The following is a 12,465-nucleotide window of genomic DNA, read 5'->3' as shown; positions in this document are numbered from 1 at the left end:
ACTTTGCGCTTTTATAAGCTTATACTAAATGTATTAAACAATTGATGGATAATGAGATTCCCGTCTCAGGGATATTTAGGACGGGAAGATGGATTAGGTGGAGATGAATAGAGTATAAATCTTCTAGCCATAAGGACTACAGAAATCATATAAGTCTGATTTTACTCCACTTTAAACAACGTCTTACAGCGCAAAGTAGAGGAAGTTCAAAAATCCAATGAAAAAGAGGATTGATATTGTGATTACGAAAAGTTTTTATTTCACTCATTCAACAGGGGATTGTATTAAAATATTCGAAATCCCTGTCCTACAGGCACAGCATCCATTATCGTTTCTAATTCAGTCTCGTCTTCAATTATTTATTGCAAAAATTCAAAAACAAAAACATCCAAGATTTTCATATTCTTTCCGTGAATATTTACAAAATTGTTTGAAGTGGAATGATTATTTAAATGTATATAAAACAAATACTCTTGAAAAAAATGCATGATATAGAGTAGAGACAGGGTTAGGAGCTCTGTCTTTTTCATTTTAGATATAAAAATATAATTAATTTGATGAAATTTCGTTCCAAATTGTTGAAAGCAGTGGGAATACTAGTATAATAACAAGGAGAGCGTATTGGAAAGGGAAGAATATAATATGCAAAAAATTAAAATTGTAACAGATTCAACAGCAGATTTATCACAAGAGGTAATCGAGAAGTATGACATTCATGTTCTACCATTATCAATCTCTGTAAATGGACAAACATATTTAGATCGCGTTGATCTACAACCAGATGAATTTATTGAAGAAATGCTTAAATCAGAGGAACTACCAAAAACATCACAACCAGCAATGGGTACATTTGTAGAAATGTATGACAAGTTAGGTGAAGATGGAAGTGAAGTACTTTCCATTCATATGACAAGTGGAATGAGTGGTACTGTAGCAACTGCAAATAGTGCTGCATCAATGACCGATACAAAAGTAACAGTTGTTGATTCTCAATTTATTACACATGCTTTAGCATATCAAGTAATTGAAGCTGCAAAAATGGCAAATGAAGGACGTTCACTAGAAGAAATTTTAAAACGTGTAGATGAAGTAAGAAAGAATACTCGTTTATATGTAGTAGTAGACACATTAGAAAACTTAGTGAAGGGTGGACGTATCGGTAAAGGAAAAGCGTTTATCGGTTCGCTACTTAATATAAAGCCAATTGCTAGTCTTGAAGATGGTGTTTATAATCCTGTAACGAAAGTTCGTAGCCAAGGCCAAATTGTAAAAACATTAGCTAAGTTATTTGAGCAAGATACAGCTGGAAAAGTTGTAAAGGCTGTTGCAATTCCGCATGCGAAAGCAATTCCTTTAGCTGAAAGTATGAAAGCAGCGGTTGAAAAAGTGAGTGGGTTTGCTCAATCAGAAATTTTCTATACAACGCCTATAATTAGTACTCATACAGGTCCGGGTGCAATCGGGTTTATGTATTTAGCAGAGTAATAAAAAAGCTACTTGAAAATATATTTCAAGTAGCTTTTTTATGTAAATAGAAAGTAAGAAATAAGAAGAGCTATACAGGCACTACCGCTAATGATATAGCGAGTCTGTAAATATTCATTCATAGAAAACACCCTTTATCCCGCTATTTGCGGACAGTAAAACTCCCACCTCAAAATTTAGCTGGAGCAAAGAGGTTAGGTGGCGGGCTGTCCGTAAAAGCCCGATTGGTGAAGGTTAATAATCAGTGGGGATAAAGAAACTCCCACTGATTAAAGTTTCTTTATAGGATTTTCTATATTATATGTTGGATATAGGAAATCAGTCGTTACGTTACACATGTAAAATTTCAATTTTTTCATTTACTTGCTTATCATTTGTTGCGTTACTATAAATAAAAGTTTGGCCTAAAAAGAGTACATGCAGTTGTTCCCATGGTAACATGCGCAAATTCCAATTATTTCGAAGTCTAGTTATTGCTTCACGAGGTGTTTCATCGGCGAGTGCAAAAGCTCCGTAATGCATCGGTATAAAATGCGTAGCGTTTAAATCTAAATAAGCTTGCACAGCCTCTTCAGGTGAAACATGAGATACTTTCATAAACCATTCTGGTTCATAAGCGCCAATGGGCATAAGAGCAATATCAATTAAAAAGCGTTCACCAATTTCTTTGAAACCTTGGAAATAGCCACTGTCACCACAAAAATATATGGTTTCCATAGTCGTTTCATTATCAATAATCCATCCGCCCCAGTGAGACGTATTCATATCAAATAAGAATCTTCTCGTCCAGTGCTGAGCAGGTACGAAGTGAAAAGAAACTTCGTTAATTTTCGTACTTTCCCACCATTTATACTCTTCTACATGTTTAAATTTCTTACGAGTAAATAATTGTTTTAATCCAATAGGTACAAGATATAGAACATCATCATTCAACTGACGAAGAGTTGAAAAATCTAAATGATCATAATGACCATGTGAAATAAGGACAATATCAATTTTAGGTAGTGCTTCTATAGAGAGTCCAGGTTCTGTAAGTCTTGGAACTAGCTTTAATTTATTGGCCCATACTGGATCTGTTAATATATTAAGTCCATTCGTTTGGATTAGAAAAGTAGAATGCCCAATCCATGTGACAGTCGTTTTTTCAACATTACTTTGCAAAAATGCACTTTGTTTAACGGGTGATTGTTCTACTAAGAAAGAAAAATCTTTTTTGTTTTGCTTTCGCTCTTTACGCCAGCGTAAAAAAGAGCGAATTGATTTTTTTGTACTAACATTATCCATATTTTCATAGCGCTTTGCCATGAACATCACCTCATTTAAAATCGTTGTATTTGTATTGTACCGAAATGTTGTTAAGGAATACAGTGTAAAACATGGATTAATGTTTAAGGAATTGTTAAAAAATAGGGAGAGATATTTACAAAAGTAACAATAAAATTAGTTTTATCACTTCGATTTATAGAAATAATAGTAAAAAAATATATTTTGTCTAGTAATTCGCTTGAAATAAAGAAGTAACATACGTAAATTCGTACGATTTCGTGAACAAATGTAGTAAACAATTTTCTCGTAGTGTTAACTTTTGTTATTATAAACATAACCTATTTAAATTTAGGATAGAGAAAAGAGGTTTATAAATGAAGCGTTATCAAAAAATAATTGGTCTTATGGTTGTATTTTGTCTCTTTGTACTTGCTGGATGTAGTGAATCAGGTTCAAAGCTTCGTAAACCATTAAATTGGGATTTAGAAACTTTCCAATTTACAAATCAAGATGGAAAGCAATTTGGTACAAAAGATTTAAAAGGGAAAGTTTGGGTTGCAGATTTTATGTTCACAAATTGTCAAACAGTTTGTCCACCAATGACTGCAAATATGGCCAAGCTGCAAAAGATGGCAAAAGAAGAGAAGATAGACGTTCAGTTTGTTTCATTTAGTGTAGATCCAGACCTTGATAAACCAGAAAATCTGAAAGCTTTTATTCAAAAGTTTACAGAGGATACTAGTAACTGGAATTTATTAACGGGATATTCGTTAGAAGATATTACAAAGTTTTCAAAAGATAATTTCCAATCACTTGTGGATAAGCCGGAGAACGGTCAGGTCATGCATGGTACATCATTTTATTTAATTGATCAAAACGGAAAAGTAATGAAAAAGTATAGTGGCATTAGTAATACGCCATACGAAGACATTATACGTGATATGAAGCGATTAGTGGATTAAAAATAAGGGTGCATAGCACCCTTATTTTTTTTGCATTAGTCTATGGATAAAATGTCATGTTGCTGGGGAAGTTTCGGCGCCCGAATTTCTAATACGCCGTTTTGATAAGAAGCTTTCGCTGCTTTTTTATTAATTGAATACGGCAACTTAATCAATCTTGATGCTTCTGAAATGGAACGTTCTCGGCGATAATAGTTATGGGATGTTTGTTCTTCTTCTTCCTCTTCGAGTATCTCTTCTTTTACAGAGACTTTTAAGTATTCACTTTGTATTTCAATTTGGATTTGTTCTTTTTGTATACCTGGTAGTTCAGCTGTAACGACGAGTTCTTCACCAACTTCATATAAATCTACAGGGAATGTTAATAAACGGTTTCCTTTTTGGAAAAAATGATTTAAATCAGCGATTACATTGCGAAGAGGTGTTTGCTCGAAGAAATCATCAATTTGCTTTAAGTAATTACGAACCGGTGGGCGAGAAGAATCTTTTTTTTCTTCACTCATGGTATTCCCTCCTAGAAATCAATTTGCAATATCATATGACAAAAGCGGAGAAAGGTGAGTGTCTAGTTTTCATGTTTTCATAAAAAATTGTTAAAAATGTGAAATGGAGTGATTTTTTTATAGTTTTTGGTCGCCATATTCAGTTGATTATGCTAGTATAAATAGGGTTGATATAGTAGTATAGAAACAGAATGAAAACCGAAAGAGGGTAAGAAGTATGTGTGGTTTTGTAGGATGTTTATGTGAAAACCCTAGAGAGTTTTCAGAAACAGAAAAACATCAATTTGAAAATATGAACACGATGATTTTCCACCGCGGTCCAGATGACGAAGGATATTTTCGTGATGAACATGTACAATTTGGCTTCCGCCGTTTAAGCATCATTGACTTAGAGGCAGGACATCAGCCGCTAACTTATGAAAATGATCGATATGTAATTATTTTTAATGGTGAAATTTACAACTATGTAGAATTACGTGAAATGTTACTTGAAAAAGGTGCAACGTTTGCAACACAATCTGATACAGAAGTTATCATTGCATTGTATGCACATATGAAAGAAAAATGTGTAGACTATCTTCGTGGTATGTTTGCATTTATGATTTGGGATCGTGAAGAGAAGAAACTTTTCGGTGCACGTGATCACTTCGGTATTAAACCTTTATACGTCGCACAACAAGGTGATACTACATTCTTCGCATCTGAGAAGAAAAGTATTATGCATGTGATGGAAGATAAAGGAGTTAATCCAACGTCACTACAACATTACTTTACGTACCAATATGGTCCAGAGCCAGAAACATTAACAATTGATGTTAATAAAATTGAGCCTGGTCATTATTTCGTAAAAGAAATCGGTAAAGAGATGGAAATCCATCGCTACTGGAAACCTTATTTCAACGCTTCAAGCGCAACGAAAGAGGAGCATATCCAAGCAATTCGTGATGTGTTATACGATTCAGTAAAAGTGCATATGCGCAGTGATGTACCAGTAGGTTCATTCTTATCTGGTGGTATCGATTCATCTATTATCGCTTCTATCGCAAGAGAAATGAATCCAAACCTTTTAACATTCTCTATTGGTTTTGAGCAACGTGGTTTCAGTGAAGTTGATGTTGCCAAAGAAACTGCAGAGAAATTAGGCGTTAAAAACCATAACGTATTCATTTCAGCGAAAGAGTTTATGGATGAGTTCCCAAAAATCATTTGGCATATGGATGATCCTTTAGCAGATCCAGCAGCTGTACCATTGTACTTCGTTGCAAAAGAAGCACGTAAGCATGTAACAGTTGTTCTTTCAGGTGAAGGTGCAGACGAGCTATTTGGTGGTTATAACATTTATCGTGAGCCAAACTCACTAAAAATGTTCTCTTACATTCCTAGCCCAGGTAAGAGCGTTCTAAAAGCATTAAGTGGTGCTCTTAAAGAAGGATTTAAAGGTAAGAGCTTCCTAGAGCGTGGATGTACGCCAATTGAAGAGCGTTACTATGGAAACGCGAAAATCTTCCGTGAAGAAGAGAAAGTTGAATTAATGAAGTATTACAATGAAAGTGTTAACTATATGGATATCACGAAACCATTGTATAACGAGATTAAAGATTATGATGATGTAAGCAAAATGCAGTACATTGACATGTTCACATGGTTACGCGGTGACATTTTATTAAAAGCTGATAAAATGACAATGGCAAACTCATTAGAACTTCGTGTACCGTTCTTAGATAAAGAAGTATTCGATGTTGCATCTAAAATTCCAACTGAATTTAAGATTGCTAACGGAACTACGAAAGCTATTTTACGTGAAGCCGCACGCGGAATCGTTCCAGATCACGTATTAGATCGTAAAAAACTTGGATTCCCAGTACCAATTCGTCACTGGTTAAAAGATGAAATGCATGATTGGGCTATCAATATTATAAACGAGAGTAAAACAGAGCATTTAATCGACAAACAGTATGTATTAAACTTACTGGAAGCACATTGTGCAGATAAAGGCGATTATAGCCGTAAAATTTGGACTGTACTTGCGTTTATGGTATGGCACCAAATTTATGTTGAGCATAAATACGATACGAATAAGTTCCATGAAGAAACAAAACGTGCGTATAGCTTAGTTTAATTAGAAAAACCTTAAGATCGCATACGGTCTTAAGGTTTTTTTCATAAATAGGAAGTATTATTGATACAATAATAGTAAAAGGATGGACAACATATGATTACGTTTGAGAAAGTTTCTGTAGAAAATGAAAGCGTTGTTAAAGAAATGTTTAAATCGCATAGTTTAGGTGAGAAAAAGGTACAGTACTGTGTGAAAGTTGATGATACATATATTGGTGTAATAGATTATAGTGTTCAAGAGGAACGAGCTGTTTTATCACAGCTAATTATTCATTTTGATTACCAAGGTTACAGTTATGGTACAAATACGTATTTTACATTTGAAGAAATGATGAAACAAAGAAATGTGAAAGAAATAAAAGTTCTACAAGAGGGATTAACAGAAAAGGCGAAGTCTTTCATAGAGAGTTTTGGCTTTACTTCAGAAGATGAAGCGTATGTGAAGAAAATATAACGATGATTATTTATGTAATACAATAAATATAAGGCAGGTGGATGTATGACGATGACTGCTGGTCTTGTCTTAATTGGAGGGTGCTTTATAGTAGCAGAACTATGTCATATAATCATTCGAAAAAGAATGATTAAGAAAAGAAAGCCGTATGAATTACAATACGTCCCTGTCTTTTTCATTATATTTTGTATGCTTAGTACATTACAAAATATAATGAACTTTCCACCACTTGTGAATGTTTTTTTAAAGTTTGGTTTACTTTATAGTGGTGTTGGAATAGCACTTTTATTTATTTTATTTTGCATACGTTATATTCACTATCAATCGTATATATTTATTTTAAATTGGTTAAAGCAAGATGATAGAAACCGCCTTACATAAGGCGGTTTTTTAATTTGCGATTGTAACAGAACTTGTACATTTCACATAAAATAGGACGAGTAGCAATGCTAACATATTACAAGAAAGAGGCGGGGTAGTAAAATGAAACTTGTTATAGACGCAGGGCACGGTGGATATGATTCTGGTGCTGTTGGTAATGGCTTAGTAGAAAAAAACTTAACACTTCAAATTGCTAGACGCGTTCGAGACATTTTAACGGTAAATTACCCAATTACAATTAAAATGACACGTGATAGTGACGTGTTTATTTCTTTATCGGAACGTGCTAATATTGCTAATGCTTTTGGTGCGGATTATTTTATTTCATTTCATATTAATAGCGGCGGGGGTACAGGTTTTGAAAGCTATATTTATAATGCGTTATCCAACAGCAGCACTGCATATGCAAAGCAACAAAAGATGCATACAGCAGTAAATCCTGTATTAACAAAATACGGTCTTCGTGATCGAGGAGCAAAAAAAGAAAATTATGCGGTATTAAGAGAAACCGCAATGGATGCAATTTTAACAGAGACTGCCTTTATTGATACAACGTTTGATGCAAATTTATTAAAAAATCCACAATTTATTGAAGATCTAAGTCAAGCGTATGCAAATGGAATAGCAGCTATTTTTGGAGTAGCTCCAAATCCACAACCACCTAACCCACAACCGACACCTCAAACGAAGGGAATCGCTTATATCCTTGGGAAAAATGTAAATTTAAGAAATGGTCCATCAACTTCTTCCTCAGTTATTCGTCAATTAAATTCTCCAGAATCTTACGTTGTATATCAGGAAAGTAACGGATGGTTAGATTTGGGGAATGGACAATGGGTGTATAATGATCCTTCTTACATTAATTTTGTAAAGACAAGCAATAGTGATGGAAGTTCGATTGGGGTTGCATATATACAAGGGATGAATGTAAATTTAAGAAGTGGTCCATCAACTACATCTGCAGTTATCCGTCAATTAAATCCTCCAGAATCTTATTTAGTATATATAAATGAAAATAGTTGGTTAAACCTTGGTGGAAATCAGTGGGTATATAATGATCCATCTTATATTAAATATACTCAATATTAGGAATTAAAACGATAATACAATATGGATGCGTATCTTTGTTATGTATAACTCAGATACGCATTGTAATAACAACATAAATTTTTATACTTATACACAATGTTTTAAAAAGAAACATTAGAAAAGCGGATAGAATCGAAATGGTATATATTAAAAAAGTTTTCTGATATACATTGACAATGTATGTAGTATACATTAATCTTTAATTGTTAATGATAATCAATTTCATCTAGGGAGGACATATGATACATACTAAAAAACTCATTATGTTCTGCATTATGATACTCATGGTTGTAATTGCAGGATGTAGTAAAGAAGAGAAAAAAGAAAATGATATATCAGTGAAAGCAAAAGATTCATATACAGTAAAGCATGCAATGGGCGAAACGACAGTAAATGGTACACCTAAAAAAGTTGTTGTTTTAACAAATGAAGGTGCAGAGGCTCTCCTAGCTGTGGGTGTAACGCCAGTGGGGACTACGAAACCACGTGCTGGTGATGAATGGTATCCTCATGTAGCGAAAGAGTTGAAAAATACGGAAGTTGTAGGAACTGAACGTGATATTAATTTAGAAGCAGTAATGAAGCTTAAGCCAGATTTAATTATCGGAAATAAAATGCGTCACGAAAAAATATATGATCAGCTAAAAGAAATCGCACCAACTGTTTATGCAGAAACATTACGCGGTGATTGGAAAGAAAACTTTACGCTTTATACAAAAGCTGTAAATAAAGAAAAAGAAGGGCAAAAAGCTCTTGATGATTATAAAAAACGTATTGAAGGAATGAAAGAGAAGTTAGGCGATAAATTGAATTCTAAAGTTTCTATTATTCGTTTCGTGCCAGGTGATGTTCGTATTTATCAAAAAAACTCATTCTCGGGAGTTGTTTTAAATGATATTGGATTTAAACGACCACCATTACAAGATAAAGATGATTTTGCGATAAAAGGAATTACAAAAGAGCAAATTCCAAATATGGACGGAGACTACTTATTCTATTTCACGTCTGATAAAGATGCAGATAAGAATAATGAAGGAAATTCGTTAGCAAAGGAATGGATAGAAGATCCACTCTTTAAGCAACTTCAGGCTTCTAAAAATAATAAAGTATTCCAAGTAGATGAGGTAATCTGGAATACAGCAGGCGGTATTAAAGCTGCGAACCTTATGTTAGATGACATTGAAAAATATTTCCTTAAATAAATGATTAAATACATCACTTTTACGAAGTGATGTATTTTTTGTTTGTGAAAATACAGAAAATTCCTTCTTTCAGGGTGACATAAGTTGTACAATAAAATCAATCATGTGATAAAGGAGTGGGGAAGAATGAAAGCTACTCACAAAGATTGGATCTTGTTTAATGGAAGAATAATTAATACGAAGGAAGAACAGCCGATGGTCGCATTAGAAGAGCGTGGTTTCCAATTTGGTGATGGTATTTATGAAGTATTTAGACTATACGATGGAAAGCCTCATTTATTAGATTTACATTTGGAACGATTCTTTAACTCTATGGCAGAAATAAAACTAATTCCACCATTTACGAAGGAAGAATTAGTGGAAGAGTTACATCAAATGATTGAAAAAAATCAATTTCAAGAAGATGGGAATGTATATTTACAAATATCAAGAGGTGCACAACCACGCAATCATGTATATGAATCAGATTTACAACCGACATATTTTGCAAATCTTGTTTCGTTCCCAAGACCAGTGGCTTCAATGGAGGCAGGGATTAAGGTAACAGTAGAAGAGGACATTAGGTGGAAGTTTTGCCATATAAAATCTTTAAATTTGCTTCCTAATATTATGATCAAAAATAAAATAAATGAACAAGGGTATCAAGAAGCAATATTAGTACGGGATGGCATTGTGACTGAAGGGTGTCATTCCAATTTCTTTATCGTGAAAAATAATAAGTTAATTACACATCCAGCGGATCATTTAATTTTACATGGTATTACACGTCACTACGTGATTACATTAGCGAAAGAGTTACATATCGAAGTAGAAGAACGAGAGTTTTCATTACAAGAAGTATATGAAGCTGATGAGTGCTTCTTTACAGCGACGCCACTTGAAATATTCCCAGTCGTTCAAATTGGTGATGAACAGTTTGGAGCTGGTGAAAGAGGACCAATTACGAAAAAATTACAAGTTGCATATGAAGAGAGTATTCGTTTGTTTAAAGTGACAAATTAATCATGAAGAAAAAAGCTGGTATTCTTCCGGCTTTTTTTCATGATATAATTCAAGCGTAGGACAAGTTTTGAAAACGCTGTAAAAAGGGGATTTAATATATGAATTATGAAGATTTTAAAGAAGTAATTCACGGAAGACGAAGTGTTAGAAAGTTTACAGATCAAGAAGTATCTATTAATGATATAAAAGAAATAATTGATTGTGCTCGTTACGCACCGAGTGATACGAATTCACAAACGTGGGAATTCTTGGTTATTATGAATCGAGAGAAGATTAAAGAAATTGAACAAATGACATGGGGTGCATTACATAAACTTGCGACAAAAGCAGCAGAAAATGGAGAAGAGAAAGCAGGGAAATTACTTACACGTTCTTTCGGACCATATGCGACAGCTTTCTCTGAGGCACCAGTATTAATCGTATGTTTGGCAACACCATATGAATCAAAGTTTCGTGAAAAGATATTTGATCCAATTGCTTTTGTTCCAGATTCAGTCTGGGAAGAAGAAGGGATTAAGAGTAGCTGTTTAGCTGCACAAAACTTAATGTTAGCTGCACATGCAAAGGGACTTGGTACTTGTCCAATGACAGGGCCAGTATTGTTAGCTCAAGATGAACTGCGCCAATATTTACAAATTGAGCCTGAAAAACAAATAAATATGGTTATTTCACTCGGATTTCCGAAAGATAAGCCAAAAAAGCTTCCAAGAAAAGAAGTAGAAGAAATCACAACATTTGTTTTTTAAAGTGCTACATAGAAAAGACATTGGACATATCAATGTCTTTTTATTTTTGAGCGGGTATTATATCGATTTGTTGGGCTAAAATGATAAATAAGAAGGAATTACTATTTATTTCATAAAAAAAATTAATGTTCTATTAAGGAAAGTATGATACATTAATCGTGAGCAAGCTTCTATATGTTCATAAAAGTTTTAAATGTTGTCTTAAAATTTAAAAGTTATTTTTGTATAATAAATTATAATCAAATGACAGGGGGGATGGATTTTGAAAAAATTCATAATCACTGGATTGTCTGTATTGTTATTAGTAGGTTGCGGTGCTCCACAGGAAAAAGAGGACGCGCAATCAAAACAGGAAGAACAAGTTGTAAACGCAAGTGATGAGAATATGGTTGTATTTCCTGAAGGTGCAATGTCAATTGGAGAAGGGAAAGTAAAAGTTATTACTCCAGATGGTACTTCTGAAAATGGCAATATACCGACTGTATTCATCAAAAAGGATACTTTAATTCAGCAAGTTGAATTAGAACTTTCTAATTTTCAAAGTGATAAAGAAACATTCATATTTGTAGATCAAATGTATACAGATAAACATCAAGTAACTAGTACAACGCAGACAACAGTACAATTAAAAGAAAAGACGCTAGAAACAGGTAGTCATACAATTACTGCAGTTCAGTATGAAAATAATGATCCGAAAGGAAAAGTTATTAGTTTTAATCAAGCGACGTTTGAAACAAAACCAGCGTCTTAATATGAATAAAAAGTACATTACTCAAAAAGTAATGTGCTTTTTTTGTTTGGACTAGAGTGTGCAAGAGTGACTAACTTGTTTCGTTTTCTAATACGATTAAGAAGGAAGAAATCACTTGTTTCTACTATCACAGAGAAAGAGGTTGAAGATGTGAATCGGTGTGTTCTTTTCTTCGTGATTAGTATAATACTGTAAGTAATGTAGTTTACGATCCAAGAAGTTATTCAAATTATGCTTAATTATCGAGTTTGTGACTTCGTAATAGGAGCTAGTTGTTTTACCATTGTGTATCTATTATATCCCGCATTAATGGGCAGTAAGACCTCGCCTTAAAACTCGGTATATGTGAGGAGATTAGGTGGGAGATCAACTGTCCGATTGGTTTAACTAATAATCATTGGAGATGAACAAACTCTCCAATGATTAAAGTTTCACTTTATGATAAACTCGAATTAAGGTAAGTTTTACAAGGAAAATGTAGGTATTTCATTTGAAATGTCGAATAG

Annotated in this window: 13 protein-coding genes; 11 read left to right on the top strand and 2 right to left on the bottom strand. The window is 33.6% G+C overall.

The annotated features are described in order from the left end of the window. Positions 1 to 238: 238 nt before the first annotated feature. Both RT27_RS15055 and RT27_RS15050 read left to right on the top strand, forming a co-directional pair. The gene (locus RT27_RS15055) at positions 239 to 490 is read left to right on the top strand and encodes a DUF2535 family protein (RefSeq protein ID WP_000629012.1); all 252 of its coding nucleotides are present in this window, start codon (positions 239 to 241) and stop codon (positions 488 to 490) included. Between the two features lie 152 nt (positions 491 to 642). Further along, on the top strand, positions 643 to 1,485 hold the full coding sequence (locus tag RT27_RS15050; protein ID WP_021036079.1) for a DegV family protein: 843 nt from the start codon (positions 643 to 645) through the stop codon (positions 1,483 to 1,485). Positions 1,486 to 1,815: 330 nt separating this feature from the next. Here the strand turns inward: RT27_RS15050 and RT27_RS15045 are convergent, their stop codons facing one another. Next, complete coding sequence (locus RT27_RS15045) at positions 1,816 to 2,790, bottom strand: MBL fold metallo-hydrolase (RefSeq protein ID WP_043936548.1); 975 nt, start codon at positions 2,788 to 2,790, stop codon at positions 1,816 to 1,818. 335 nt (positions 2,791 to 3,125) lie between these two features. On the opposite strand from RT27_RS15045, the gene RT27_RS15040 reads away from it, so the two are divergent. Continuing rightward, the gene (locus RT27_RS15040) at positions 3,126 to 3,713 is read left to right on the top strand and encodes an SCO family protein (RefSeq protein WP_000833332.1); all 588 of its coding nucleotides are present in this window, start codon (positions 3,126 to 3,128) and stop codon (positions 3,711 to 3,713) included. 35 nt (positions 3,714 to 3,748) lie between these two features. Here the strand turns inward: RT27_RS15040 and RT27_RS15035 are convergent, their stop codons facing one another. Beyond that, positions 3,749 to 4,216, bottom strand: coding sequence for an Hsp20/alpha crystallin family protein (locus tag RT27_RS15035; protein ID WP_016081782.1), 468 nt, complete (start codon positions 4,214 to 4,216; stop codon positions 3,749 to 3,751). Positions 4,217 to 4,433: 217 nt separating this feature from the next. Between RT27_RS15035 and asnB the strand changes: the two genes are divergently transcribed. From asnB to RT27_RS14995, 8 genes are all read left to right on the top strand, one after another. After that, a complete protein-coding gene (asnB, locus tag RT27_RS15030; RefSeq protein ID WP_000333826.1) occupies positions 4,434 to 6,335 on the top strand; it encodes an asparagine synthase (glutamine-hydrolyzing) in 1,902 nt (633 codons plus the stop codon). A gap of 93 nt (positions 6,336 to 6,428) precedes the next feature. Continuing rightward, the gene (locus RT27_RS15025; RefSeq protein ID WP_043936547.1) at positions 6,429 to 6,788 is read left to right on the top strand and encodes a GNAT family N-acetyltransferase; all 360 of its coding nucleotides are present in this window, start codon (positions 6,429 to 6,431) and stop codon (positions 6,786 to 6,788) included. A gap of 51 nt (positions 6,789 to 6,839) precedes the next feature. Continuing rightward, a complete protein-coding gene (locus tag RT27_RS15020) occupies positions 6,840 to 7,169 on the top strand; it encodes a hypothetical protein (RefSeq protein WP_029442215.1) in 330 nt (109 codons plus the stop codon). Between the two features lie 102 nt (positions 7,170 to 7,271). Beyond that, positions 7,272 to 8,258 (top strand): N-acetylmuramoyl-L-alanine amidase, encoded by a 987-nt coding sequence (locus tag RT27_RS15015; RefSeq protein ID WP_043936546.1) that lies wholly within the window; start codon positions 7,272 to 7,274, stop codon positions 8,256 to 8,258. 239 nt (positions 8,259 to 8,497) lie between these two features. Beyond that, on the top strand, positions 8,498 to 9,460 hold the full coding sequence (locus tag RT27_RS15010; protein WP_043936545.1) for an iron-siderophore ABC transporter substrate-binding protein: 963 nt from the start codon (positions 8,498 to 8,500) through the stop codon (positions 9,458 to 9,460). Positions 9,461 to 9,586: 126 nt separating this feature from the next. Then, on the top strand, positions 9,587 to 10,462 hold the full coding sequence (gene dat / locus RT27_RS15005) for a D-amino-acid transaminase (RefSeq protein ID WP_043936544.1): 876 nt from the start codon (positions 9,587 to 9,589) through the stop codon (positions 10,460 to 10,462). Between the two features lie 98 nt (positions 10,463 to 10,560). Continuing rightward, positions 10,561 to 11,208 (top strand): nitroreductase family protein, encoded by a 648-nt coding sequence (locus RT27_RS15000; protein WP_016081776.1) that lies wholly within the window; start codon positions 10,561 to 10,563, stop codon positions 11,206 to 11,208. Between the two features lie 262 nt (positions 11,209 to 11,470). Continuing rightward, the gene (locus RT27_RS14995) at positions 11,471 to 11,959 is read left to right on the top strand and encodes a hypothetical protein (RefSeq protein ID WP_000713494.1); all 489 of its coding nucleotides are present in this window, start codon (positions 11,471 to 11,473) and stop codon (positions 11,957 to 11,959) included. Positions 11,960 to 12,465: the final 506 nt, after the last annotated feature.

It is taken from the genome of Bacillus sp. L_1B0_5 (assembly GCF_000836715.1).
Lineage (GTDB): Bacteria > Bacillota > Bacilli > Bacillales > Bacillaceae_G > Bacillus_A > Bacillus_A thuringiensis_S.
This window is presented reverse-complemented; position numbering and strand designations above follow the sequence as displayed.

What these genes read in the sequence shown, in the direction of transcription:
- RT27_RS15015 (WP_043936546.1), top strand. Translation starts at nt 7,272, where the DNA reads ATGAAACTTGTTATAGACGCAGGGCACGGTGGATATGATTCTGGTGCT.
- RT27_RS15050 (WP_021036079.1), top strand. Translation starts at nt 643, where the DNA reads ATGCAAAAAATTAAAATTGTAACAGATTCAACAGCAGATTTATCACAA.
- RT27_RS15010 (WP_043936545.1), top strand. Translation starts at nt 8,498, where the DNA reads ATGATACATACTAAAAAACTCATTATGTTCTGCATTATGATACTCATG.
- RT27_RS15040 (WP_000833332.1), top strand. Translation starts at nt 3,126, where the DNA reads ATGAAGCGTTATCAAAAAATAATTGGTCTTATGGTTGTATTTTGTCTC.
- RT27_RS15035 (WP_016081782.1), bottom strand. Translation starts at nt 4,216, where the DNA reads ATGAGTGAAGAAAAAAAAGATTCTTCTCGCCCACCGGTTCGTAATTAC.
- RT27_RS15025 (WP_043936547.1), top strand. Translation starts at nt 6,429, where the DNA reads ATGATTACGTTTGAGAAAGTTTCTGTAGAAAATGAAAGCGTTGTTAAA.
- RT27_RS15000 (WP_016081776.1), top strand. Translation starts at nt 10,561, where the DNA reads ATGAATTATGAAGATTTTAAAGAAGTAATTCACGGAAGACGAAGTGTT.
- dat (WP_043936544.1), top strand. Translation starts at nt 9,587, where the DNA reads ATGAAAGCTACTCACAAAGATTGGATCTTGTTTAATGGAAGAATAATT.
- RT27_RS15020 (WP_029442215.1), top strand. Translation starts at nt 6,840, where the DNA reads ATGACTGCTGGTCTTGTCTTAATTGGAGGGTGCTTTATAGTAGCAGAA.
- asnB (WP_000333826.1), top strand. Translation starts at nt 4,434, where the DNA reads ATGTGTGGTTTTGTAGGATGTTTATGTGAAAACCCTAGAGAGTTTTCA.
- RT27_RS15045 (WP_043936548.1), bottom strand. Translation starts at nt 2,790, where the DNA reads ATGGCAAAGCGCTATGAAAATATGGATAATGTTAGTACAAAAAAATCA.